This is a genomic window from Streptomyces hawaiiensis, from assembly GCF_004803895.1.
GTDB classification, from domain to species: domain Bacteria; phylum Actinomycetota; class Actinomycetes; order Streptomycetales; family Streptomycetaceae; genus Streptomyces; species Streptomyces hawaiiensis.
This window is the reverse complement of the sequence record NZ_CP021978.1, coordinates 6,150,143-6,174,171: the sequence shown is the minus strand read 5'-3', so window position 1 is coordinate 6,174,171 and position 24,029 is coordinate 6,150,143. Positions and strand designations below refer to the sequence as shown.

20 protein-coding genes are annotated in these 24,029 nt (G+C 72.2%); 9 read left to right on the top strand and 11 right to left on the bottom strand.

Features of this window, described 5'->3' with window-relative positions; genetic code table 11:
* Nucleotides 1-9: 9 nt before the first annotated feature.
* The 4 genes from CEB94_RS28615 (at nucleotide 10) to CEB94_RS28600 (ending at nucleotide 4,765) form a co-directional block, all read left to right on the top strand.
* Nucleotides 10-423 (top strand): roadblock/LC7 domain-containing protein, encoded by a 414-nt coding sequence (locus CEB94_RS28615; protein WP_003993185.1) that lies wholly within the window; start codon nucleotides 10-12, stop codon nucleotides 421-423.
* A gap of 94 nt (nucleotides 424-517) precedes the next feature.
* Complete coding sequence (locus tag CEB94_RS28610) at nucleotides 518-1,102, top strand: DUF742 domain-containing protein (RefSeq protein WP_175434920.1); 585 nt, start codon at nucleotides 518-520, stop codon at nucleotides 1,100-1,102.
* The gene (locus tag CEB94_RS28605; RefSeq protein ID WP_014675207.1) at nucleotides 1,083-1,664 is read left to right on the top strand and encodes a GTP-binding protein; all 582 of its coding nucleotides are present in this window, start codon (nucleotides 1,083-1,085) and stop codon (nucleotides 1,662-1,664) included. The genes CEB94_RS28610 and CEB94_RS28605 overlap by 20 nt, the downstream gene beginning before the upstream one ends.
* 80 nt (nucleotides 1,665-1,744) lie before the next feature.
* Entirely contained in the window at nucleotides 1,745-4,765 is a 3,021-nt protein-coding gene (locus CEB94_RS28600; RefSeq protein ID WP_175434919.1) for an NACHT domain-containing protein, read from the top strand.
* A 59-nt stretch (nucleotides 4,766-4,824) separates the two neighbouring features.
* Here CEB94_RS28600 and CEB94_RS28595 read toward each other — a convergent pair whose 3' ends face one another.
* From CEB94_RS28595 to CEB94_RS28580, 4 genes are all read right to left on the bottom strand, one after another.
* Complete coding sequence (locus CEB94_RS28595) at nucleotides 4,825-5,019, bottom strand: acyl-CoA carboxylase subunit epsilon (protein WP_030851540.1); 195 nt, start codon at nucleotides 5,017-5,019, stop codon at nucleotides 4,825-4,827.
* 35 nt (nucleotides 5,020-5,054) lie between these two features.
* Nucleotides 5,055-6,638 (bottom strand): acyl-CoA carboxylase subunit beta, encoded by a 1,584-nt coding sequence (locus CEB94_RS28590; protein WP_175434918.1) that lies wholly within the window; start codon nucleotides 6,636-6,638, stop codon nucleotides 5,055-5,057.
* 152 nt (nucleotides 6,639-6,790) lie between these two features.
* Nucleotides 6,791-9,187 (bottom strand): polysaccharide lyase 8 family protein, encoded by a 2,397-nt coding sequence (locus CEB94_RS28585; protein ID WP_175434917.1) that lies wholly within the window; start codon nucleotides 9,185-9,187, stop codon nucleotides 6,791-6,793.
* 684 nt (nucleotides 9,188-9,871) lie between these two features.
* Complete coding sequence (locus CEB94_RS28580) at nucleotides 9,872-10,729, bottom strand: SDR family NAD(P)-dependent oxidoreductase (RefSeq protein ID WP_175437202.1); 858 nt, start codon at nucleotides 10,727-10,729, stop codon at nucleotides 9,872-9,874.
* Between the two features lie 370 nt (nucleotides 10,730-11,099).
* On the opposite strand from CEB94_RS28580, the gene CEB94_RS28575 reads away from it, so the two are divergent.
* Nucleotides 11,100-11,705 (top strand): YceI family protein, encoded by a 606-nt coding sequence (locus CEB94_RS28575; protein WP_175434916.1) that lies wholly within the window; start codon nucleotides 11,100-11,102, stop codon nucleotides 11,703-11,705.
* Nucleotides 11,706-11,922: 217 nt separating this feature from the next.
* Nucleotides 11,923-12,708 carry a S1 family peptidase gene (locus CEB94_RS28570; protein WP_175434915.1) on the top strand — a complete coding sequence of 262 codons (786 nt, stop codon included), beginning with the start codon at nucleotides 11,923-11,925 and terminating at the stop codon, nucleotides 12,706-12,708.
* 194 nt (nucleotides 12,709-12,902) lie between these two features.
* On the opposite strand, the gene CEB94_RS28565 is transcribed toward CEB94_RS28570, so the two are convergent.
* Together CEB94_RS28565 and CEB94_RS28560 are read right to left on the bottom strand one after the other, a co-directional pair.
* A complete protein-coding gene (locus tag CEB94_RS28565; protein WP_175434914.1) occupies nucleotides 12,903-13,481 on the bottom strand; it encodes a YdeI/OmpD-associated family protein in 579 nt (192 codons plus the stop codon).
* Between the two features lie 39 nt (nucleotides 13,482-13,520).
* Nucleotides 13,521-14,105 (bottom strand): TetR/AcrR family transcriptional regulator, encoded by a 585-nt coding sequence (locus tag CEB94_RS28560; RefSeq protein WP_175434913.1) that lies wholly within the window; start codon nucleotides 14,103-14,105, stop codon nucleotides 13,521-13,523.
* 72 nt (nucleotides 14,106-14,177) lie between these two features.
* Here CEB94_RS28560 and CEB94_RS28555 point away from each other — a divergent pair, with 72 nt between their 5' ends.
* Together CEB94_RS28555 and CEB94_RS28550 are read left to right on the top strand one after the other, a co-directional pair.
* Nucleotides 14,178-15,116 carry a DMT family transporter gene (locus CEB94_RS28555; RefSeq protein ID WP_175434912.1) on the top strand — a complete coding sequence of 313 codons (939 nt, stop codon included), beginning with the start codon at nucleotides 14,178-14,180 and terminating at the stop codon, nucleotides 15,114-15,116.
* A 166-nt stretch (nucleotides 15,117-15,282) separates the two neighbouring features.
* The gene (locus tag CEB94_RS28550) at nucleotides 15,283-16,452 is read left to right on the top strand and encodes a Cmx/CmrA family chloramphenicol efflux MFS transporter (RefSeq protein WP_175434911.1); all 1,170 of its coding nucleotides are present in this window, start codon (nucleotides 15,283-15,285) and stop codon (nucleotides 16,450-16,452) included.
* A gap of 407 nt (nucleotides 16,453-16,859) precedes the next feature.
* On the opposite strand, the gene CEB94_RS28545 is transcribed toward CEB94_RS28550, so the two are convergent.
* Nucleotides 16,860-18,221 carry a hypothetical protein gene (locus CEB94_RS28545; protein WP_175434910.1) on the bottom strand — a complete coding sequence of 454 codons (1,362 nt, stop codon included), beginning with the start codon at nucleotides 18,219-18,221 and terminating at the stop codon, nucleotides 16,860-16,862.
* A 114-nt stretch (nucleotides 18,222-18,335) separates the two neighbouring features.
* Between CEB94_RS28545 and CEB94_RS28540 the strand changes: the two genes are divergently transcribed.
* Nucleotides 18,336-19,022: an SLATT domain-containing protein gene (locus tag CEB94_RS28540; RefSeq protein WP_175434909.1), complete on the top strand. Its 687-nt coding sequence runs from the start codon at nucleotides 18,336-18,338 to the stop codon at nucleotides 19,020-19,022.
* Nucleotides 19,023-19,058: 36 nt separating this feature from the next.
* Here the strand turns inward: CEB94_RS28540 and cimA are convergent, their stop codons facing one another.
* The 4 genes from cimA to CEB94_RS28520 form a co-directional block, all read right to left on the bottom strand.
* The gene (gene cimA, locus CEB94_RS28535; RefSeq protein ID WP_175434908.1) at nucleotides 19,059-20,663 is read right to left on the bottom strand and encodes a citramalate synthase; all 1,605 of its coding nucleotides are present in this window, start codon (nucleotides 20,661-20,663) and stop codon (nucleotides 19,059-19,061) included.
* Between the two features lie 301 nt (nucleotides 20,664-20,964).
* Nucleotides 20,965-22,209 carry a TolB-like translocation protein gene (locus tag CEB94_RS28530; protein WP_175434907.1) on the bottom strand — a complete coding sequence of 415 codons (1,245 nt, stop codon included), beginning with the start codon at nucleotides 22,207-22,209 and terminating at the stop codon, nucleotides 20,965-20,967.
* Nucleotides 22,210-22,336: 127 nt separating this feature from the next.
* Nucleotides 22,337-22,936: a TetR/AcrR family transcriptional regulator gene (locus CEB94_RS28525; protein ID WP_175434906.1), complete on the bottom strand. Its 600-nt coding sequence runs from the start codon at nucleotides 22,934-22,936 to the stop codon at nucleotides 22,337-22,339.
* 8 nt (nucleotides 22,937-22,944) lie between these two features.
* Nucleotides 22,945-24,021 (bottom strand): agmatine deiminase family protein, encoded by a 1,077-nt coding sequence (locus tag CEB94_RS28520; RefSeq protein WP_175434905.1) that lies wholly within the window; start codon nucleotides 24,019-24,021, stop codon nucleotides 22,945-22,947.
* Nucleotides 24,022-24,029 lie beyond the last annotated feature (8 nt).

Below are 24,029 nucleotides of genomic sequence, written 5' to 3'. Positions count from 1 at the left end.
GTGAGCCCGATGAGCCAGGCGGCACAGAACCTGAACTGGTTGATCACCAACTTCGTGGACAACACCCCGGGGGTGTCCCACACGGTGGTGGTCTCCGCCGACGGACTCCTTCTGGCGATGTCCGAAGGCTTCCCCCGCGACCGCGCCGACCAGCTCGCGGCCGTCGCCTCCGGTCTGACGTCGCTGACGGCGGGCGCTTCCCGGATCTTCGAGGGCGGCGCCGTCAACCAGACCGTTGTGGAGATGGAGCGGGGATTCCTCTTCATCATGTCCGTATCCGACGGCTCGTCGCTCGCGGTTCTCGCACATCCCGAGGCGGACATCGGCCTCATCGGGTACGAGATGGCACTGCTGGTGGACCGAGCCGGTACGGTCCTGACACCGGACCTTCGTGCAGAGCTCCAGGGGAGCCTGCTCAACTAACAGACGGACGGTGCGTTTTGGCGTCCCGTGGCCGTAAGGTTTCGGGACGCGGCTCCACAGCGATGGGTGTCAGGCACAGTCGGAGGAGGAGAAAGTGGCAACACCCCCAGGCGGTTCGTCTTCGGGCAACTGGTCGTACGGTCCTGCCCAGGGCCAGGGCGACGGTGGTCAGAACCCGAACCGTTACAACTTCCCCTCCGCACCCAGCCACCGGCAGCCGTACGCGCCGCAGGGCCCCGGCCCGTCGCCGTACGACCAGCCGCCGGCGCCGCGTATCCAGCCCGTGCAGCCGCAGCGCCGCACCCCGGAGCCGGCGCCCGGCGGGGCGTCGAACAACCACAATCCGTTGGTGCGTCCGTACGCCATGACCGGCGGCCGGACCCGCCCGCGCTACCAGCTCGCCATCGAGGCGCTGGTGCACACCACTGCGCAGCCGCACCAGATGCAGGGCCAGTTGCCCGAGCATCAGCGGATCTGCAACCTCTGCCGGGAAATCAAGTCGGTCGCCGAGATCTCGGCGCTCCTCACGATCCCTCTCGGCGTGGCCAGGATCCTCGTCGCCGACTTGGCGGAGGCGGGACTGGTCGCCATCCATCAGCCCGGCGGCGACGAGAGCGCCGGCGGCCAGCCAGACGTGACACTGCTCGAAAGGGTGCTCAGTGGACTTCGCAAGCTCTAGCGGAGGGCCTTCCCGCTCCACCACGTCCGCGAAGATCGTGGTGGCTGGCGGCTTCGGCGTGGGCAAGACCACGTTCGTGGGTGCCGTCTCGGAGATCAATCCGCTGCGCACAGAGGCCGTCATGACGTCCGCTTCGGCCGGCATCGACGACCTCACCCACACCGGGGACAAGACCACCACCACGGTGGCCATGGACTTCGGCCGTATCACCCTGGACCAGGACCTGATCCTGTACCTCTTCGGTACGCCGGGCCAGGACCGCTTCTGGTTCATGTGGGACGACCTGGTGCGCGGCGCCATCGGCGCGATCGTGCTGGTCGACACGAGGAGGCTCGCCGACTGCTTCCCCGCCGTCGACTACTTCGAGAACAGCGGCCTGCCGTTCGTCATCGCGCTGAACGGCTTCGACGGCCAGCAGCCGTACACGCCCGACGAGGTCCGGGAAGCGCTCCAGATCGGTCCTGACACCCCGATCATCACGACCGACGCCCGCCACCGGGCCGACGCCAAGTCGGCGCTGATCACGCTGGTGGAGCACGCGCTGATGGCGCGTCTGCGGTAGTCACCCCGTCTGTCCTGCGGCCCTCGTTCCTCCTGTGGGAGGTGTGGGGGCCGCGGTGTTTCGTCCTGGGAGGGGGCGCGGTGAGCGCGGAGGCGGCGGCGTTACGGCTGGGCACGATCGTGGCAAGGACGGCGGCCGACATCTGGCTGGGCGGCAGGCGGCGACAGCAGGAGCGGCACTCCTCGCTGACGGAGCTGGTACGGCTACGGGTGCCCGGGCTGCGGCTGCAGCGGAGTGTGGAGCGACAGTTCGGGCAGATCACCGACGCGGTGTTCGACCGGCTGGAGCCGTATCTGGAGCACGAGTTCCGGGGGCTGGACGAGGCCGGACGGCAGGCCGTGGTCGACGCGGTGTGCGACACGTTCGCGCGGGCTGACCTCTCGGACGAGGCCGTGTTCGCGGCGGACGCCAACCCGGCGGAGCTGATCCGCCGCATCACCGGGTCGGTGCGTGCCCCGGTCGGGCTGAGCGAGGCGGAGTCCCGGCTGTACGAGATGCTCTTCGCCGAGTGCGTCGAGTACTACGTACGGATCGTGCGGAGTCTGCCCGTCTTCGAGGAGCGGGCGGCGGCGGAGCTCCTGGCGCGGACGGCCACGCTCGGCGCCGAGGTGGCCCGGCTCCTGGAGCGGCTGCCGGACCGCTCCCTGCTCGCCCCGGACGGCACGGACCGGGACACGGCGTTCCGGCGCCGGTACCTGGAGCTGGTCAGCCGGGACCTGGACGAGGTGGAGTTGTTCCGGCGTACGTCGGACCGGGCGGCGGGGCCGCGGGTGCGGTTGTCGGTGGCGTACGCGAGCCTGCGGGCGACCGGGGACGACGGGTCCCGGCGCCGGACCGTCCGTTCCCTGTCCCGGCTGCGGCCCGACATGAGCGACTGGGAGGAGGCCGGGGGCGAGAGCTCCGGGATGCGGGTCGAGACCGGGCTCAGCGGTGCCTCGCGGGTGCTGCTGCGCGGCGAGGCGGGTTCGGGCAAGACGACCCTGCTGCGCTGGCTGGCCGTGACGGCCGCCCGCGGCGCCTTTTCCGGGGAGCTGGCCGACTGGAACGGTCTGACGCCCGTCCTGGTCAAGCTGCGGGAGTACAGCGGCCGTACGCCACCGGCTCCCGACGCGATGCTCGACGGGATCGCCGGGCCGATCACCGGCATCATGCCCAAGGGCTGGGTGGAGCGGCAGCTGGACTCGGGACGGGCCCTGCTGCTGATCGACGGCGTGGACGAACTGCTCGACCGGGAGCGCCGGGCGGTCCGGGACTGGCTGCGCAAGCTCCTGATGGCGTACGACGGGGTCCGCGTGGTGGTCACCTCCCGCCCGGCGGCGGCCGGCGCGGACTGGCTGCGCGGGGAGCACTTCACCGCGCTGCACCTGGACCGCATGCGCCCGCCGGACCTGGCGGCCTTCGTACGGCAGTGGCACCAGGCGGTTCGGGAACTGGGCGAGGACCTGCCCTGTCCCGTGGACGACCTCCCGCTGTACGAGCAGTCCCTGCTGACCAGTCTGAAGGACCGCCCGCACCTCCAGTCGCTCGCGGGTACTCCCCTGCTGGCCGCGATGCTCTGCGCCCTGCACCTCAACCGGGGCCGGCAACTGCCCCGGGACCGGATGGAGTTGTACCGGAACGCGCTGCACACCCTGGTCCACGACCGGGATGCCGACCGGAACGTGCCGAGCGCGGTGGACAGCAAACTGAGTCTCAACGACAAGCTCGTCATCCTGCGGGATCTGGCCTGGCGGTTGTCGGACAACAACCGCAGCGAGATCTCCGTTGAGCAGGCCGCCGTGCACGTCGGCAGGAAGCTGCGGGCGATGCGGCACCTGGACGGCATGGAGGGCGGGCGGGTGCTGGACCAGTTGCGCCACCGCTCCGGCATCCTCCGCTCCCCCGCCGAGGCCCGCCTGGACTTCGTGCACCGGACCTTCCAGGAGTACCTCGCCTCGTCGGAGGCGGCCGAGGAGGACCGGATGGGCAACCTGGTCGAGCGGGCGCATCTGGACCTGTGGCGGGAGACGGTCATCATGGCGGCGGGCCATGCGAACGCCCGCCAGCGGGAGGAACTGCTGGGCGGGATCCTCGACCGGGCCGAACGGGAGCCCCGGCACGCGCGGACGCTGCGGCTGCTGGCGGCGTCCTGCCAGGAGACGTTGCCCTCGGTCTCGGAGCGGCTGGCGCAGCGCCTGGACGAGGCCGTGGCGCACTTGCTGCCTGCACGCCGCGAGACGGATCCGCCCGCCCTGGCGGCGGTGGGGCCGAGCCTGCTGCGCAGACTGCCGCAGTCGCTGGGCGCGTTGACGGAGAAGGCCGCCGTTCAGACCGTGCGGACGGTGGCGCTGATCGGCGGTGAGGAGGCACTGGACCTGCTCGCGGGATACGTGGAGGACCGGCGAGACACCGTGATCGATGAACTGGTCGACGCGTGGGGCTACTTCGACGCCGAGGCCTACGCCGGGCGCGTGCTGTCCCGGCTGCCCCTGGAAGGCCGCCGGCTCCGCGTCACGCACTCCGGTCAGTGGCGTCTGCTGACCGAGGTGGGGCCCTTCGCCGGTCTCTCCATCAGCTTGCCCTTCGAGGAGTTCGCCACCCTGGCGGACGTGCCGCCACTGGCGGTTCTGTCGGTCTTCGACCTACGGGGCGAAGCGGACCTCGCCGTGCTGCGGGCCCATCCTGGCCTGACCTTCCTCGTACTGCTGGCTCATGCACCGGTCAGAGGTCTGGAAGTCCTGGGCGAACTGCGCCGTCTGCAGTTCCTGTCCCTCGGCGTGAGGAACACACCGGACTTGGGAGATCTACGGCTGGCCCCGGATATGGATCACCTCGACCTCTGGGGAGTCACCGCCGCTTCCGACGTGTCCAGTCTGGCGAACCACGCCGGTCTTTCCCGTGTAACCCTGCTCACCGAGGAGTTCTGCCTGCCCAGAGGGCTGGACTCGGTGGCGGCCATGCCCGGGCTGCACCTGTCCCTGCACGGCGTCGACGTCGCCGCCTGGCTGCGTTCACCCGGCTTCGTCCCGCCCAGGCTGGCGGAGCTCAGGTTGTACAACTGCGTCCTGCCGGAGGATCCAGGCGCTCTGCGGTTCCGCGGCGTGCAGGTCGTCGTCCGCTGACACCCGCACCACGGCCCCGCCCTCCCGAAGGAGGACGGGGCCGTGAGGGCGTGAAGAGGTCAGCGCCAGCTGTGCGGGGCGCGGAAGCCCGGCTCGCGTTCCAGGCGGCGCCAGCCCGCCTTGATGCGGCCGCGGTGGGCCGGGGTCGGGTCGGTGGGGCGGGCGGCGGCGCGGGCCAGGAGGATGGCCGTGATGGCGGCGACCTCCTCGGGCTCGGCGTGGCCCTTCTCGACGCGGATGTCAGGCGATTCCATGGGTGTCAGTCTCCATGAGGAAGATGTCCGCCGGGTTACTGCGGCGGGTTGCCGTGCTTGCGGGACGGCAGGTCCGCGTGCTTGGTCTGGAGCATGGCGAGGGACTTGATGAGCACCTCGCGGGTCTCGGCGGGGTCGATGACGTCGTCGACCAGGCCCCGCTCGGCCGCGTAGTAGGGGTGCATCAGCTCGGACTTGTACTCCTTGACCATGCGGGCCCGCATGGCCTCGGGGTCCTCGGCCTCGGCGATCTGGCGGCGGAAGATGACGTTGGCCGCGCCCTCCGCGCCCATGACGGCGATCTCGTTCGTCGGCCAGGCGTAGGTGAGGTCCGCACCGATGGACTGGCTGTCCATGACGATGTACGCACCTCCGTAGGCCTTGCGCAGGATCAGCGAGATCCTCGGCACGGTCGCGTTGCAGTAGGCGTACAGGAGCTTCGCGCCGTGGCGGATGATGCCACCGTGCTCCTGGTCGACGCCCGGCAGGAAGCCGGGGACGTCCAGAAGAGTGACGATCGGGATGTTGAACGCGTCGCACATCTGGACGAAGCGGGCCGCCTTCTCGGAGGCCTCGATGTCCAGCACTCCCGCCAGCGACTGGGGCTGGTTCGCCACGATGCCGACGACCTGGCCGTCCATCCGGCCCAGCGCGCAGATGATGTTGCGGGCCCAGCGCTCGTGCACCTCGAGGTAGTCGCCGTCGTCGACGATCTCCTCGATGACCTTGGCCATGTCGTACGGCCGGTTGCCGTCCGCCGGGACCAGGTCCAGGAGGACGTCCGAGCGGCGGCCGGCCGTGTCCGAGGGCTCCGTGCGGGGCGGGTTCTCGCGGTTGTTCTGCGGGAGCATCGACAGGAGGTAGCGGACCTCGGCGATGCAGGTCTCCTCGTCGTCGTAGGCGAAGTGGCAGACACCGGACGTCTCGGCGTGGACGTCCGCACCGCCCAGGCCGTTCTGCGTGATCTCCTCGCCGGTGACCGCCTTGACGACGTCGGGGCCGGTGATGAACATCTGCGAGGTCTCGCGGACCATGAAGACGAAGTCGGTGAGGGCGGGGCTGTAGGCCGCGCCGCCCGCGCAGGGGCCGAGCATGACCGAGATCTGCGGGATCACGCCCGAGGCCTTGGTGTTGCGCTGGAAGATGCCGCCGTAGCCGGCGAGCGCCGAGACGCCCTCCTGGATGCGGGCGCCGGCTCCGTCGTTCAGCGACACCAGCGGGGCACCGGCCGCGATGGCCATGTCCATGATCTTGTGGATCTTCGTGGCGTGGGCCTCGCCCAGGGCGCCGCCGAAGATGCGGAAGTCGTGCGCGTAGACGAAGACCGTGCGGCCCTCCACCGTGCCCCAGCCGGTGATCACACCGTCGGTGTACGGCTTCTTGGCCTCCAGGCCGAAGCCCGTGGCCCGGTGCCGGCGCAACTGCTCGACCTCCCGGAAGGACTCCGGGTCGAGAAGGAGTTCGATGCGCTCCCGCGCGGTCAGCTTGCCCTTGGCGTGCTGCGCCTCGGTCGCCTTCTCGCTCGGTCCGGCCACCGCCTGCGCACGGATCTCGTGCAGTTCGGCCACGCGTCCGCGCGCGTCGGTCGGCTCGCCCGGCGCCTCATCCAAAACGGTCATGTAGTGACCTTACGAAGCCAACCCATGAATGCGGGCCGTCGACTCCTCACAGTCTCCGGCGTGTTTTCCTGGTACCCCTGAACAGAACCATGGCGGGGTGCAGCCTTTTCGACTGCTCAGAGGCGGTGCGGCTTGTAAGGGTCCGACAAGGCTCACGCGAGCGTCACCTCACATCGGTGGGTCGCGCAAGCCGTCCCCGGGGTGATGACGAGGCGGAGCCGGGTGCCTGTCGAGTGTGCCTCGACCGTCTCGTCCACGTGCACGACGCGGCGGACCGGGTGGTCCCAGACGATCTCCAGCGGCTGGCCCGTGCGGGGCGGTTCGCTCACGCAGAGGGTAGCGGTACGGCCCCGGCGGACGATCAGCACGCTCGCGCCGCCGGAGGCGGAGAGCGGGCCCGCCGTCCCCGCCTGCCAGAAGTTGGCGGCCGTGCAGCCGAGGGACGGCACGGTGACCGCCTGGCGGCCGGCGTCGTTGGCGAGGACCGACAGCCAGCGGCGGTCGGAGGCGCGGCGCGCGACCGCGCGTCGGGAGGCCCCGGGCATCAGGACGTAGGCGTACGCGGCGTCTTCGGGGTCGGTGCCGTGCTCGAGCCAGAGGGTCTGCCAGCGGCGGGTGCGCCGCTCCGGCGTGCCGGCGGTGTTGATGTCGGACCAGGCGCCGGTGCGGTCCTCGCGCAGCGCCTTCGGCTCGCGGCCGAGCAGGACCCAGCCGCCGTGGTCCTCCAGGTGGGCCCAGTTCGGCCCCTTGACGAAGCGTTGGGTGCCGGATGCGCCGAGGTTGCGGTTGTCGACGACCGTCTCGACCGGGACGCCGTCGGCGCAGGTGATCCCGGCGCCCAGGCAGATCACCGCGTCCGCGACGCAGAACCAGGACTTGCGGGCTTCGAGGGTGGAGCCGAGGCCCTTGAGGTGCTGGCCGATGGCCGCGTACACGCCGTCGGTGGTGCCGCCGACCCAGCGCGCGTCCGGGCGGGCCGTGCCCCACTCGCCGCCTTCACGGTCGGCGAGCCGCTTGGTGGAGACAGTGGTGCCGGGCAGCCGGTACCAGTCGACGGTCGGCCAGAACCAGTCCGTGTACTGGTCGCTCGCGCCCGCCCACCAGCTGACCATGCCCGCGCCGGTGTGCCAGCCGCGGGGGTTCTCGCCGTTGCCGCACTCGTAGTGGGCGATGCGGTCGCCGGCCATGGCGATGTTCACGGTGAAACCGGGGCCGCGGTGGACGGCACGGTCCATGGCGGCGAAGAGGTGGTGCCCGGCGGGTTCGGGCGCGGCCGGGGCGGGTGATTCGGCGATGGCGTGCAGCCGGGCCAGATCGGCGACGCCGAACTGGGGTGCCGTCAGGATCGGGGTCACGGTGTCCCGGTCGATCCAGCCCTTGACGCGGGCGTGCCAGCGGTCGCGTTCCGCCGGGCTCGCACCGGCCGCGAGCAGGGCGATGGCGGCGATGAGCTGGTGGCCGTGGTAGTGGTCGCTGCGCATGACCTTGCGGTCGTCGGTGGTGAGGTGACCGCGGCTGATGGCCCGGCCGTTGACGCTGTCCATGACCAGCCCGTCGTGGATGAGCGGCACGTAGGCGCGCTCGACGCTGTCGAGGACGATCTGCCGGTTGGGGTCGGTGACCTCCCAGCCGGATCCGGCGAGCAGGGCGAAGAGCCGGCCGAGGCCGTCGAGCATGACCTGGCCGTACGTGCCCGAGTAGGCGACCCAGGTGTGCTGGACGAAGGAGCCGTCGGCGTAGAGGCCGTCGCCCCGGGTGACGTACGGGAAGACCGGGGAGAGCGCGTCCCGGGCGAGGGCGATCTTGGCGGGGTCGCGGCCGAGGATACCGCGCAGGGCGACGGAGCGGCACAGGTCGACGCGGTTGGCGCCGGTGGAGGTGCCGCTGTAGTCGCCGAGGGCCGAGTCGGGGACGAAGTGGTCGACGGCGGCGCATACGGCGCTGACGCGGGCCTCCCCCAGCTCCTCGTGCAGGGCGGCCGCGATGTCGGTGAGCAGCCGGGGGCTGCCGATCTGCCACTCCCACCAGTTGCCGTAGCGGGTGGTGGAGGGGTTGTAGACAGCGGCGGAGAGGTGGTCGAGGCCGCGCAGGATGCCGGCGAGGAGGCCGGGGTCGGCGGTCGAGCCGGTGCCCTGCTGGACGTAGGCCCGGGTCATGGTCCACAGGCGGCCGTAGCTGAGGGTGATGCCGGTCGGCGGGTCGAAGGGATGCCCGGGCCAGAGGGAGTCCGCCGCCGGGGCCATGCTCGCGCGCAGGGCGCGGGCGAGTGCGCCGGTCTCGGCGAGCCGGGTGGCGTAGGGCTCGGCCTTCGGGTCGTAACCCGTGCCGAGGGCGATGCCGAGCCAGCGGCGGCGCAGGGTGTCGTACGGATCGCCAGGAGCACCTTGGTCGCCGGACGCGCCCGACGCGTCGGCGCCCCGGCCGGCGGGCGCCGCGCCACCGGTCGCCGCGAGGACCGCGGCCGCCAGCAGCAGGGCCCGGCGGCTGGGCCGGAGCAGGGCGGCGGCCCCGGCCGTACGGCGGGGGAAGAGGCGGCGCTGGGGAGACATGCCCATGCCCTACCACGGGGAGGCGGTCACCTGAACGGTGGAGCCGGCCGGAGTGACCGGAACGGGCGAACGGCGGGAGTGACCGGGGCGGGCGGGGGGACGGCCAGGTGACCGGAACCGGGACGCAAGGGGGACCGTGACGGGGGGAACGGCCAGGGTGACCGGAACCGGGGGCAAGAGGGACCGGGACGGGGGAACGGCCAACCGGAACCGGGAGGGCAAGGGGGCTGGGGCGGGGGGACGGTCAGCGTGACCGGAACCGGGAGGCAAGGGGGGCCGGGGCGGGGGGAACGGCCAGGGTGACCGGAACCGGGAGGCAAGGGGGGGCCGGGGCGGGGGGGGACGGCCAGGGTGACCGGAACCGGGAGGCAAGGGGGGGCCGGGGCGGGGGGGACGGCCAGGGTGACCGGAACCGGGGGGCAAGGGGGCCGGGACACGGGGACGGCCAGGGTGACCGGAACCGGGACGCAAGAGGGACGGGAACCGGGCAGAGCAAGGGTGACCGGCAGCCCCAGCCGGGTGGCCGCCGTGCCCGCCGCGATGCCGGCCGGCGCGAGCGGCAGCATGGCGGCGTTCAACGCCGCGCCCGCGGATCACTGGCCGGGGTGGGCACGAGCCGGGAACGGCCCGGGTGACCGGACCAGGAACAGCCCGGGTGACCGGAACGGGAACGGCCGGCGGGGGTCAGCCGAAGCGGTTCAACAGGCGGCGGTACAGGCCCGGCGCGAGGCCGCGGACCCGGCCGGGGAGGGTCAGCCAGGTGGGGACGTAAGCCTCGTCGCGGTTGTGCCGGACGGCCTCCCAGATCGTGCCGGCGACGCAGCCGGGCGAGAGGAGACCGGCGCGGGTGCCGTCGTAGGGCCTGCCGCGGCGGGCGTGGAAGGCCGTGTCGACGGCTCCGGGCACGACGAAGGTCACGCCCACGCCCGTACCGCGCAGTTCCTGGCGCAGCGCCTCGGCGAAGGCGGCCAGGCCGGCCTTGGCGGCGGAGTACACCGCCTCCTCCCGCAGGCCCACGCAGCCCGCGACCGAGCCGAGCAGCACCACGCGCCCCCGCCCGGCCGCGATCATGGAGGGCAGCACCTCGCGCACGAGGTGGAGCGTGGCGTTGAGGTCCAGGGTCAGCACCCGGTCGATGTCGGTGTGCGGCATGGCGGTGAAGGGGCCCGTCCAGCCCATGCCCGCCCCGGCGACCAGGACGTCGATCCGGCCGGTGGTGTGCAGCGCGGACCGGGCCAGCAGGCGCGGGCCGTCCGGGGCCGCGAGGTCGGCGGGCAGCAGGACGGCCGAGGTGCCGGACGCCGTCTGCTCCAGGCGGTGCCGGTCGCGTCCGCTGAGGAGCAGCTGCCAGCCGTCCATGGCGAACCGCCGTGCCGTGGCCGCCCCGATGCCGGAGGAGGCACCGGTGACCAGGGCCACGCGCCGGTCGAGTCGTCGCGGCGGCCCGTACTGGTTCACCCGGCCGGGGACGGGGGTCGTGGAGCGGCGCGGGGCGGGGTCCGCCGGTGGGTCGTAGGCCGAGCCGGAGCCGGTGAGTGTCACGAGTCGCTCTCCCCTGCGCTGTGCGTCCGCCGTGGTCTCGTCTGTCTCCATACGGTCACTGGAAACGGAACCCCGTCTCGCCGGACACCGCCACCGCACGGCGGGCCGCCTGGGCCCGGTGCGACACGCCACCGCCGAGCGCACCGGCAGGCTCCGGCCCGTGCGCCACCGCGTTCCGGGCCGCCACCCACCGCGTCCGGCAGGACCACCCCTGCGGGCCGCGCGATTGCGCCGACCGGGGGTACGGGAGGGTGCGGCGGACGCGGGGCGACACACCCGGCGAAGATGTTGAACATTGAACGGAATAGGTCTACGGTGAGTCTCGTTGGAGTAGTTAAACGTTCAACTTCACGCACAGGAGGCACACCTCATGAGCATCTTCAGCCGCAACGACGCCCAGACCGCCACCGCCACCGGTGCCGCCGTGAGCCCCGAGCTCGCCGCTCTGACCGGCGACTACACGATCGACCCCGCGCACTCGACGATCGGCTTCGTGGCCCGGCACGCCATGGTCACCAACGTCAAGGGCAGCTTCCAGGACTTCACCGGCACGCTCCGGCTCGACGGCACCGACCCGTCGCGGTCGACGGCCTCCATCGACGTCGTGATGGACAGCATCAGCACGGGCAACGCCGACCGCGACGGCCACCTCAAGAGCGCGGACTTCTTCAAGGCGGACGAGTTCCCGGCCATGACGTTCCGCTCCACCAAGGCGGAGGCGCTCGGCGGTGACGACTACCGGATCACCGGCGACCTGACGATCCTCGGCACCACCCGGCCCCTCGCCATCGACCTGGAGTTCAACGGCGCCGCGAAGGACCCCTTCGGCAACGAGCGCGTCGGTTTCGAGGGCAAGGCGGAGATCCTGCGCTCCGAGTGGGGTCTGACCTGGAACGCGGCGCTGGAGACCGGCGGCGTCCTGGTCTCCGACAAGATCAAGCTCAACTTCGACATCTCGGCCATCAGGAACGCGTGAGCCCCGCGGGGCCGGCCCGGTGACGTCACCCGGGCCGGTCTGGCCGGTTCCCGCCCCTTGTGCAAAGACTGTCGGCGTTCCCATAATCCAGCAGCAGTATTTTGACCAGTCCATGCCAGCACATGGACGTTCTTTTTGCCCTTGCTGCTGTCATGCACTCGTCAATCTGATGCTTCGGTTGCACCTCCCCAGTCAACCCCCCACGGAAGGCATCACGTTGAAGAGACTTCTCACGGCCCTCAAGAGATGCGCGGTCCTCGGCGCCGCCGCGCTCGCGATCGCCAGTCTCCAGCCCGTCTCCGCCGCGCAGGCCGCCCCGTCGCCCGTCGTCGGCGGGACCCGGGCCGCGCAGGGCGAGTTCCCGTTCATGGTCCGGCTCTCCATGGGCTGTGGCGGCGCGCTCTACACCCAGCAGATCGTGCTCACGGCCGCGCACTGCGTGAGCCGGTCCGGCAACAACACCGGCATCACCGCCACCGCGGGGGTCGTCGACCTCCAGTCCACCAGCGGCCGGGTCCAGGTCCGCTCCACCAAGGTGCTGCGCGCCCCCGGCTACAACGGCACCGGCAAGGACTGGGCGCTCATCAAGCTCGCCCAGCCCATCAACCTGCCGACCCTGAAGATTGCCACCACCGCGCAGTACAACACCGGTGACTTCACCGTGGCCGGCTGGGGCGCGAACCGTGAGGGCGGCTCCCAGCAGCGCTACCTCCTGAAGGCGACCGTGCCGTTCGTCGGCGACGCCGCGTGCAAGGCCTACGGCGGCCTGTACAGCGGCCTCGTCGCGAGCGAGGAGATCTGCGCCGGCTTCGACGCGGGAGGTGTCGACACCTGTCAGGGCGACTCCGGCGGCCCGATGTTCCGCAAGGACAGCGCGGGCGGCTGGATCCAGGTCGGCATCGTCAGCTGGGGCGAGGGCTGCGCCCGGCCCGAGGCTCCCGGCGTCTACACGGAGGTCTCCACCTTCGCCTCCGCCATCGCGTCGGCGGCGTCGACTCTCTGACCTGCGGCTTCAGGGCCCGACACCGAGGGGTGTCGGGCCCGCCCCATGCGGCGGACGGGCCCTGCGGTCTCACCGTCCTCGCGCCCGGTACCGCCTCGCACGTCACGCCGGGCCGCCACCAGGCATCGGGCCCGCCCCATGCGGTCGAAAGACCCCGCCGCCTCCCCCGCCCCCGGCCCGGACTCCCGTCGGGCTCAGCGGTCCGATGCCTGTGACTCCAGCTTCACGACCGCCGCCGCCACCTGCGCGGCCCGGCTCTCCGTCGTCCTGGCTCGGAGTACGCCGAGCATCGCCAGGTAGCGGTCCGTGCGTCCGAGTGTCTCGAAGGCCGCCGCGGCCCGGGGGCTGCGGGCCAGCGCTGCCGCCAGGTCGTCCGGGACCTCGGCCTCCTTCTGGGACGCGTACGCCGCCTCCCACCGGCCGTCCGCCCGTGCCGCCGCCACCTCCGCGCGTCCGCCGGGCCGCATCCGCCCGGCGGCGGCCAGCTCCTCGATCCGCCGGACGTTGACCATGGACCAGAGACTGTCGGGGCGCCGCGGGGTGATCCGCTGGAGGTAGTACGTCTCGTCAAGCCCCTTGCGCTGCCCGGTGATCCACCCGTGGCACAGCGCCACGTCGTTGACGTCGGCGGCGCTGACGGAGGGGACGCCCGAACCCTTCTTCGCGATCCTGACCCAGAGGCCGGGATGCGGGGCCGGGTGGCCGGTGAGCCAGGAGTCCAGGCCGGCCGTGGTATCGAAGGAGAGAGGGCCGGTGCCGTCGGAGGTGGTCATGGCATCACCGTAGGGAGGATGTAGGACAGTTTCCGTCCGCTATGCGAGCAGCGCGCGGGCCTGTTCGCGGGCGTGGGCGATGGCGTCCGTGAAGACGCCCAAGCCGTGGGCGACCAGGGCACCCTCGTGCAGGAGCATCAGCGTCCGGGCCGTCGAGTCCGCCGTCTCGGGCGCGATTTCCTCGGTGAGGCGCGTGAACAGGGCGAGCATCCACCGCTTCTGCCCGGTGATGATCGGGTGGGCCGGATGGGCGGGGTCGCTGATCTCCGCGTGGGCGTTGACCATGCTGCACCCCTTGGGGCTGAACTCCTCCGCCCAGGCGCGCGAGGCGTCGAACACGGCCAGGACGCGCTCGCGCGGGTCCGGCCCGGCCGCGTCGAGGCGCTCGGCAAGGAAGGCCCGCCAGCGCTCGTCGCGGTCCGCCAGGTACTCCACGACGATCTGCTCCTTGGAGCCGAACCGGTCGTAGAGAGTCTTCTTCGTGACCCCGGCCTCGGCGGCGATGAGGTCGACGCCGACGGCATGGATGCCGCGCTCGTAGAACAGCCTGGCGGCGGCCGTCAGGGCACGGCGGGCGGCGGGCGTCATCGTGATCCGGCGCGGGTTCTGGTCGGTGGTACCCATGACACCAGACTATACCGATCTGTATAGTGAGCGGGGAACGAGTAAACCGATCTGTCTACTGGTTGTGATGTCGTGAACGTCCTTCTCTCGCTCGCCTTCGTCCTGTGCTGGAGTTCCGGATTCATCGGGGCCAAGCTCGGCGCCGGCAGCGCATCCGCGCTGACGATCCTGACGTGGCGGTTCCTGCCCCTTGCCGTCGTCCTCGTCGCCGTCGCCGTCGTCATGCGAGCGGCCTGGCGAGGCCTCACCACCCGGGACCTGACCCGGCAGGCCGTGGTCGGCGTGCTGTCGCAGAGCGGCTATCTGCTCAGCGTGTACTACGCCATCCAGCTCGGCGTCTCCAGCGGTACGACGGCCCTGATCGACGGTGTCCAGCCCCTGGTCGCCGGCGCCCTCGCCGGACCGCTGCTGGGGCAGTACGTCTCGGGCCGGCAGTGGATCGGGCTGGGCCTGGGGGTGAGCGGCGTCGCCGTGGTCACGCTGGCCGACGCGGCGGCGGGCGGCGATGTGGCGTGGTGGGCGTACGCCGTGCCGCTGCTCGGCATGCTGTCCCTGGTCGCGGCGACGTTCCTGGAGAGCCGGTCCCGCTCGCGGGTCGCCCCGTCGGTGTCGCTGACCGTCCACTGCGTCACCAGCGCGGTCCTCTTCTCCGTGCTGGCCCTGGCCACCGGGACCGCCGCACCGCCCGCCCAGGGGGACTTCTGGGTGGCGGTCGCCTGGCTCGTGGGGCTGTCCACGTTCGGCGGGTACGGGCTGTACTGGCTCATCCTGAAGCGCTCCGGCGTCACCCGGGTCAACACGCTGATGTTCCTGATGGCCCCGGTCACCGCGGTATGGGGTGCGCTGATGTTCGGTGAGCCGTTCGGCGTGCAGACCGCCCTCGGGCTGACCGTCTGCCTCGCGGCGGTCGTCATCGTCCATCGCGGTGGCGACCGGAGGGACACGCCCCCGACCGCCGCCCGGGCGGAGCCGGAGGAAAACCGGTGGACCCGGTCCCCAGGGCCCGCCTAGCCTTCCGTCCATGTCCAGCCCCGAGGCGTCCAGAATGCGGCCACCGGCTCTCCGGTGGCTGCTCGTGACGCCGATGCCGGGCCGCTGAGGCCGCCCGCTCGCTCCGCTGCCGGTTTGCCGTCCGACCTGTCGTGTCCGACGTCGACTTCCGGTGCGGAGCTTCTTCATGCCGTTCGCTCTTCTTCTGCTGGGCCTTGCCGTGTTCGCGCAAGGCACGTCCGAGTTCATGCTGTCCGGGCTGGTGCCGGACATCGCGCGGGATCTGGGGGTGTCCGTTCCCGCGGCGGGGGCACTGACCTCCGCCTTCGCGGCCGGGATGGTCGTGGGAGCGCCACTCGTGGCGGGGCTCGCGCGGCGCTGGCCGCGGCGGGGCGCGCTCCTGGCGTTCCTCGTCATCTTCCTCGCCGTTCATGTCGTCGGTGCGCTCACCGACAGCTTCACGGTCCTGCTCGCCACGCGGGTGGTGGGGGCGTTCGCCAACGCCGGGTTCCTCGCCGTCGCCCTGGTCGCGGCCGTGGGCATGGTCCCGGCCGATGCGAAGGGGCGGGCCGCGTCCACGCTGCTGGGCGGGGTGACGCTGGCGTGTGTGGCCGGGGTGCCGGCCGGGGCCGTGCTCGGCGAACTATGGGGCTGGCGTGCGGCGTTCTGGGCCGTGGCGCTGGTGTCACTGCCCGCGCTGGTCGCGGTGGCGCGGTCCGTGCCGGGTGGTGCGGCCGAGGGTGCGCCGCCCGCGTTGCGCGGTGAACTGCGGTCGCTGCGCAACCCCCGGCTGCTCCTCACCCTGCTGCTGGGTGCCCTCGTGAACGGCGCGACGTTCTGCACCTTCACCTATCTCGCGCCGCTGGTCACCGAGGTGACGGGGCTGGGCGACCCCTGGGTTCCCGGGGTCCTGGCACTGTTCGGGGCCGGGGCGTTCACGGGGGTGACCGCCGCGGGGCGCTTCGCCGACCGGCGTCCCCTGCCGTTTCTCACGGCTGGGGGCCTCGCACTGGGTGCGGGCTGGTGCGCCCTGGCCCTCGGGGCCGGACACCCGGTCCCGGCACTCGCGCTCGTCTTCGCGCAGGGTGCCCTGTCCTTTGGCGTCGGCTCCACGCTGATCGCCCGGGCGCTGTACGCGGCACAGGGGGCGCCGACGCTGGCCGGGGGTTTCGCGACGGCGGCGTTCAACGTGGGGGCGGCGGTGGGCCCCTGGGCCGGAGGCGCGGTGATCGGCGCGGGGTTCGGATACCGGGCGCCGGTGTGGGTCAGCGCGGCTCTGGTCGCTGCGGCGTTCGCGGTCGCCGGGGTGGCGGTGCGGCGGCAGCAAGCCGTGGGCCAGCGGACGCCACGTCACTGAGCTCGCGTGCCGTAGCGGGCAGGCGCTGGTCGGAACCGGTCCCCCGGGTGCCGTGAAGCGCAGGCCCTGATCGGAACCCGCCCCCGGTGCCGTGAAGCACAGACTCCGGCCCGAACCCGCCCCCCGGCACTGCGAAGCCGGGCACGGGCCCGGGGTCAGAACCCGCCCGCCGCCCCTTGAAGCCCTGTCCCGGGTCAGAACCCGCCCGCCGCGCACCGCGAAGCTCGGGTTCGGGCCCGAGGTTAGAACCCGCCCCCTGGAGCCCTGTCCCGGGTCAGAACCCGCCCGCCGCGCACCGCGAAGCTCGGGCTCGGGCCCGAGGTTAGAACCCGCCCCCTGGAGCCCTGGCCCGGGTCAGAACGCCCCCCCGCGCACCCTGAAGCTCGGGCTCGGGCTCGGGGTCGGGGTCAGAATCCGCCCCCGAAGTCCCCGCCACCGCCGAAGCCTCCGCCGCCGCCGAAGTCCCCATCCCCTCCTCCGAAACCGCCCCCGAAATCGCCGGTGTCGAAGTCCGCGCCGGAGACGTCGCCGCCCTCGTAGCCGCCGAAGTCGCCGTAGCCGGAGCCGTAGTCGGCCCCGTAGGCGGGGGCGGCCATCATGCTGCCGAGCATGGTGCCGACGAGGAGGCCAGGCAGCAGGCCGCCGCCGAAGTAGCCGCCGGCCCAGGGGCCGTACGCCGGTCCGGCCTCCCAGTAGGGGCGGCGGCCGTGGTCGGTGTCGACCTCGCGGATCACCGGGTCGCGGCCCTCGGCGAGACGCCGCTCGTCGGCCGCGCAGACCGGGACCTCGCGGGCGGCGCCGGCCGGGGGCGTCCAGGTGGCGTCGGCGACCGAGGGGCCGTGGCGCGGGTCGAAGAAGCAGGGCGGGCGGCGCTCCGGCAGCGCGTCGCCCTCGCGGCGGGCCGCGAGCCGGGCCAGCGAGAACCGGCCGTCCTCCACGGCCTGGGTGACGGCCCGGACGTCCTCCGGTTTCGCCGCGGCCGCCATCAGGGACTTCGCCTGCTCGTAGCAGTCCAGGGCACGCTCGTAGTCGGTGCGCATCGCGTCGTCGGCGCCGGGTTCGCCGGGATGGAAGTCGAGGCGGTCGAGTTCCTCGCCGAACGCGGTGATGTCCTCGTCGACGACCACCCGCAGCTTCTCCAGCGCGGCCCGCTGCTCCTCCTCGTGGCGGCGCCGGTTGCGGCGGACCAGGGCGTAGGCGCCCGCGCCGCCGGCCGCGGCCAGGGCGCCGATCGTGACCAGGCCGCCGACGGGCACGTCCGTGCCCGAGCCGTCGCTCCAGCTGCTCGGCGCCGAACCGCCCACGTTACGCAGGGCGTCATCGACGAAGTCGTTCAGCTGGGCCTTGGTGTCGCCCGCGTCCTGCACCGCCGTGACCAGGTTGGACACCGCCTGCCGGCCCATCACGGAGCTGTCGGCGCGGGCGTCGAACCGGTCCCCGAGGTGAATGCCGTACAGGCCGGTCACGCCGGTCTCGGTGCGGAGGTTCCGGAAGAGGTCCTGCGTGGGGTAGCCGGCCGGGAGAACCGCCACGAAGACGGGTTTGTCCGCGTCCTTGATCTTGTCGGCGAGCGCCTCCGCGTCCGACGCCGCCAGTTGCCCGGAGGCGGCCGGATCGACGTAGACGGGGTTCTCGCGCAGTTCCTGGGCGACCTTGGAGAGGTCGGTGGCCGCGTGCGCGCCCGGCGCACCGGCCAGCAGCACCGCCAGTACGGCGGCGACCGGCACGATCAGCAGACGTACGACGGTACGCACCAGTGCGGCCTTCATATGTTCGAAGCTACCCGAATCCGCACAGAAAGGGTTATCCGCCGAGGCAGGGATTTGTGGACACGGCTGCGCCTAGGATGCCTCTGGCCATCCAGGAGGGGCGGGAACAGGGACATGTTCGGACGACGCAGGGCTGCGGACATGACGGTGTCCGAGCTGACCGAGCTGGACCGGTCGCGCACGCGGGCCGATCTGCTGTGGGAGCTGTTCCGGCATGCCGAGGCGGAGGTGACGTCGGCGATCGGCTGGTATCTGGCGCGGCGCCGGGGACCGTCGCTGTGGTCGCGTTCCCTGCGGGCGCTCGCCACGCTGCTGGGCGTCGTCGGCACGCTCACGCCGCTGGTGCACGCGGCCTCGCCCACGGCCGTGCAGCCCGAGTGGGGCTTCGTGTTCCTGGCCGGCGGGGCGGGCTGCGTGCTCTTCGACCGGATCTTCGGGTTCTCGGCGTCCTGGACCCGCTACATCCGCGCGGAGATGGCGTTGCAGCAGATCCTCAAGAAGGCGCAGTCCGACTGGGCGCAGGCGTTCCTCAGGACCACCGACTCCCCCAGCGACAAGGAGCAGGCCGCCCTGCTCGGGGTGATCGAGCGGCTGCGGACCGACGCGCAGCGGATCATCGAGGACGAGGGCGCGGCGTGGGTCGGCTATCTGGCCGACGGCGTCGAGGAGCTGACCCGCTCCACCAGCAGCGCCACCGGCCAGCGCTCCCACACGGCGGGCCTCTTCCGCCTCGACCGGACCCCCGGCCGTGACCGGGGCGGCGAGGTCCCGGTACCGCGGTCCCGGGACACGGCGATGTGACACGCGCCCCGGGTGCCCGGCCCGGCCGGACCGTGGCTACTCCGCCGGAGCGACCCCCGCGCGCAGCAGCCCGTAGGTGTAGGCGTCCTCCAGGGCCTGCCAGCTCGCGGCGATGACGTTGTCGGCGACGCCGACCGTCGACCACTCGCCGGTGCCGTCGGACGTGGAGATCAGCACACGGGTCGTGGAGTTGGAGCCGTGCTTGCCCTCCAGGATGCGGACCTTGTAGTCCACCAGTTCCAGCTTGGCGAGCTGGGGGTAGATCTTCTCCAGGCCCACGCGCAGGGACCGGTCCAGGGCGTTGACCGGGCCGTTGCCCTCGGCCGTGGCGACGATGCGCTCGCCCTTGGCCCACAGCTTGACCGTGGCCTCGTTGGCGTGGGAGCCGTCGGGCCGGTCCTCCACGATGGCGCGCCAGGACTCGACCTCGAAGTACCGCAGCGGCTTGCCCTGGACCTCGGCGCGCAGGAGGAGTTCGAAGCTCGCGTCGGCCGCCTCGTACGTGTAGCCCCTGAGCTCGCGCTCCTTCACCCGCTCGACGACCCGGCCGACCAGCTCCCGGTCGCCGCCGAGGTCGACGCCGAGTTCCTTGCCCTTGAGCTCGATGGAGGCACGCCCGGCCATGTCGGAGACCAGCATCCGCATGGTGTTGCCGACCTGCTCGGGGTCGATGTGCTGGTACAGGTCCGGGTCGACCTTGATGGCCGAGGCGTGCAGGCCGGCCTTGTGGGCGAAGGCGGAGAGGCCGACGTAGGGCTGGTGCGTGGAGGGGGTGAGGTTGACGACCTCGGCGATGGCGTGCGAGATGCGGGTCATCTCGCGCAGGCGCCCCTCGGGCAGGACCTTCTTGCCGTACTTCAGCTCCAGGGCCGCCACGACCGGGAACAGGTTGGCGTTGCCGACGCGCTCGCCGTAGCCGTTGGCCGTGCACTGGACGTGGGTCGCGCCCGCGTCGACGGCGGCCAGGGTGTTGGCGACCGCGCAGCCCGTGTCGTCCTGGGCGTGGATGCCGAGCCGGGCGCCGGTGTCCGCGAGGACCGTGGAGACGACGGCCTGGATCTGGGCCGGGAGCATGCCGCCGTTGGTGTCGCACAGGACGACGACGTCCGCACCGGCCTCCGAGGCCGTACGGACGACCGCCTTGGCGTATTCGGGGTTGGCGCGGTAGCCGTCGAAGAAGTGCTCGCAGTCGATGAAGACCCGGCGGCCCTGCTCCTTGAGGAAGGACACGGTGTCGCGGACCATCGCCAGGTTCTCGTCCAGGGTGGTGCGCAGGGCGAGCTCGACATGGCGGTCGTGCGACTTGGCGACCAGCGTGATCACCGGCGCGCCGGACTCCAGGAGCGCCCTGACCTGCGGGTCCTGGGCGGCGGTGGTTCCGGCGCGGCGGGTGGAGCCGAACGCGACGAGCTGGGCGTGCCGGAAGTCGATCTCCTGCTGGGCGCGGGCGAAGAACTCGGTGTCCCGCGGGTTCGCGCCCGGCCAGCCGCCCTCGATGAAGCCCACGCCGAAGTCGTCCAGGTGCCGCGCGATGGCCAGCTTGTCCGCGACCGTGAGGTTGATGCCCTCCCGCTGGGCGCCGTCGCGCAGGGTGGTGTCGAAGACGTGGAACGAATCGTCGAGCTCGCTGGTTTCGGTCATGGTGTCAAGGCTCCTGAGGATGGGATCTCGGTCATACCGGAATGACCGGCTCCACCGCCCTCACATAGTCCCTCGCGCTCTCGCCTCCGGCTGTGGGTGGGCCAGAAATGCGAAAAACCTCTCGCGGGTGCGAGAGGTCTGCGCGCGGGTCGAGGACGACGGTGTCCGCCCGTACCTGGTCGTACGTGGCGGTCACTGCGGACCGGCGCGCCTGCTGCCAATAATCATGGCGAACGAGAGCACGGGGGCAGTCTGGCACAACCCCCGCGCTTCGCTCACCGCCGTCTCAGGATGCGGTCGGTCACTTCAGTCGGCGGACGTAGACGTGCGAGGTGTCGTACGTGTCGCCGGGCACGAGGTCGGCCGATGAGCTGCTGAACGCGACGGTGCGGCCGTCGCGGTCGATCACCGGGGCGGACACGCTCTGGCCGTTCGGGCCGCCCTGGGCGTCCGGACTGGCGAGGACGGTGCGCCCGGCGCGCAGGTCGCGGACGTACGCGCGGGTCGTGTGGTTCGTGTCGCCCGGGTCGGCCGAGGCGAAGGCCAGATACCGGTTGTCGGCGCTGAGCCGCGGATACGCGGTGAAGGCGGCCGGGTCGGCGGCGTCGATCCGGCGCAGCTCACCCGTGTTCAGGTCGCGGACGAAGACGTTGTGCCCCTGGTTGGTGTCGCCCGGGGTGAGCTGCGAGTCGAGCGAGTTGAAGACCGCGTACCGGCCGTCCGCGCTGACCTGCGGGAACTCGGTCTGTCCGTCGGAGGTCCGGCCGTCCGGGGCCCGGTCGGCCCGGATCAGCTCGCCGCTCGGGACGTCACGGACGTATGCGTCGCTCCAGTCGCCCGAGGCGGGGTGCGGGACGAAGAACTGGTAGCCGACGCGCTTGCCGTCGGCGCTGATGGACGGGTGAGTGGCGGCGGTCTTGCGGTCACCGGCGGCGGGCACCTGGCTGATGCGGACCGCCTTGCCGCTGGTGCGGTCGACCCGGTAGACGCGTCCCCAGCGGTCCTCGCCCTCGCCGAAGCCGGACTGCTGGGCGACGAAGGCGACGTAGCGGCCGTCGGCGCTGATGGCGGGCTGACGGCCGGTGTCGTAGCCGGTGTCGACGGTGTCCTTGATCCGCTGCACGGCGCCGGTGGTGAGGTCCTCGACCCAGATGTGGCTCAGGCCGTCGCTCGCGGTGGTGGCGCTGAAGGCCAGGTAGCGGCCGTTGCCGCTCAGGGCGACGTCCTCGATGGAGCCGTCCACCGAACGGCCGGCCGGCCGGGTCGTGCCGGTTTTCAGATCACGGACGAAGGCGTCGGCGGTGCCGTCGGTGTCCCCGGCGACGAGGTTGTCGGCGCTGGAGACGAAGGCGAGATGTCGGCCGTCGGCGCTCAGGCTCGGCCCGCCGGAGGGGCCGTTGCCGTCGGTGCCGTCCGGGGCGACGCTCGCCTTCTCGGTCCGCGGTGCCGTGGTCGCGGCGGCCGCGGGCAGAGCTGCGGCGGTGCCGAGCGCGACGGCCAGGACCACGCCGAGCGCGACGGACGTGGCCCTCTTGGTGCTGATCATGTAAGTGTTCCCCCTGTGTTCCCCGTGGACGCTGATCCCCCGGCCCCGCGCCGAGGGCTCCCCCGAGCCAACATCACCAAGGGCCGGAGGGTCAATCCGTCGTATTGAGTACAACCCGGGCGTGCGTTCAGGTGTCCGCGAGGAGACTGTCGGCGAGGAACTCGTGCACGTGGCGCAGGATCTGCGCCCGGTCGGTGCCGCGCAGGCCGATCGCCACGTGGAGGGAGAAGCCGTCCAGCAGGGCCCGCAGACGGGCGGCGAAGCGGTCCGGGTCGACGCGCCGGAACTCGCCCCGCGAGATGCCCTCTGCGAGCAGTGCGACCAGGTCGCGGTGCCAGGCGCCCTCGATCGCGGCCTGCCGGTCGCGGGCGTCGGCGTCGGCGTTCTGCGAGCGGTTCCAGACCTCCAGCCACAGCGACCAGTGCGGGTCGCGGTGGCCGTCGGGGACGTACAGGTCGACGTAGACGTCGAGGCGTTCGCGGGCGGGCGCGGTCCGGGTCAGCAAGCGCCCCCGCTCGACCCCGAGCCGGCCCTCGCTCCACTCCAGGGTGCGCAGCAGCAGCTCGTCCTTGGAGCCGAAGTAGTAGAGCAGGTGCCCGCTGCTCATGCCGACCTCGCGCCCGAGCGCGGCCATGGTGAGCTTCTCCAGGCCGCGCTGGGCGATCATCTCCATGGCGGCGGCGAGCACGTCCTCGCGGGGCGGGGCCTGCCTTCGCCCACCGGCCATGTGCACTCCTAGGTCCTCGGCTGCTGCTGGGTGATGCAGTGGATGCCTCCACCGCCCGCGAAGATCGTACGGGCGTCCACCAGCGTCACGGTCCGCTCGGGGAACAGCCGGCGGAAGATGCCGGCTGCGATCTCGTCGCGCGGGTCGTCGAAGCCGCACAGCACCACGCCGCCGTTGCAGAGGTAGTGGTTGATGTAGGAGTAGTCAGCCCAGTGGCCGTCGGCCTCCAGGACGGTCGGGGCAGGGATCTCGACGACCTCCAGGCGGCGGCCGCGCGCGTCCGTCCGGGCCTTCAGCAGGCCGATGACCTCCCGGGTCACCTCGTGGTCGGGGTGGGCGGGGTCCGGCTGCGAGTGGGCCACGACGACGCCCGGCCGGGCGAAGGCCGCGACGATGTCGACGTGGCCGAGGGTGCCGAAACCGGGGTGGGGGTACCCCCTGCCCGAGCGAGGCGGAGAGCTTGGGGGAGGGTAGTCGCCGGTCAGGCCGCGCGGCAGCCAGATCGCCTTGCGGGTGCCGAGCTGGGCGTGGATCTCGGCCTCGACCTGCTCGCGGGTCCAGCCCGGGTTGCGCTCCGGGCCGAGCTGGACGGTCTCGGTCAGCAGGACGGTGCCCTCGCCGTCGACATGGATCGCCCCGCCCTCGTTGACGAGCTTCGAGGCGTACGTGCGTGCCCCGGCGAGGTCCGCGACGTGCCCGGCGATCTTCGCGTCGTGCTCCCAGCGGGCCCAATCCTGGGCGCCCCAGCCGTTGAACGTCCAGTCGACGGCAGCCAGTTCGCCCTTCCCGTTGGTGAGGAAGGTCGGGCCGATGTCACGCATCCAGGCGTCGTCGAGGTCCCGCTCGACCGTGTCGATGCCCTCACCCAGCAGCGCCCGCGCCTCGCCCGACTGCCCCGGCCCGCACACCACCGTCACCGGTTCGAAGCGGCGGACGGCCCGGGCGACCGCGGCCCAGGCGACGCGGGCGGCGGCCAGCTCCCCGGGGTCTTCGAAGGTGGGGTTCGGGCCCGGCCAGGCCATCCAGGTCCGCTCGTGCGGAACCCATTCGGCGGGCATGCGGAAGCCGTCGGCGGCTGCGGACATGGTTGATC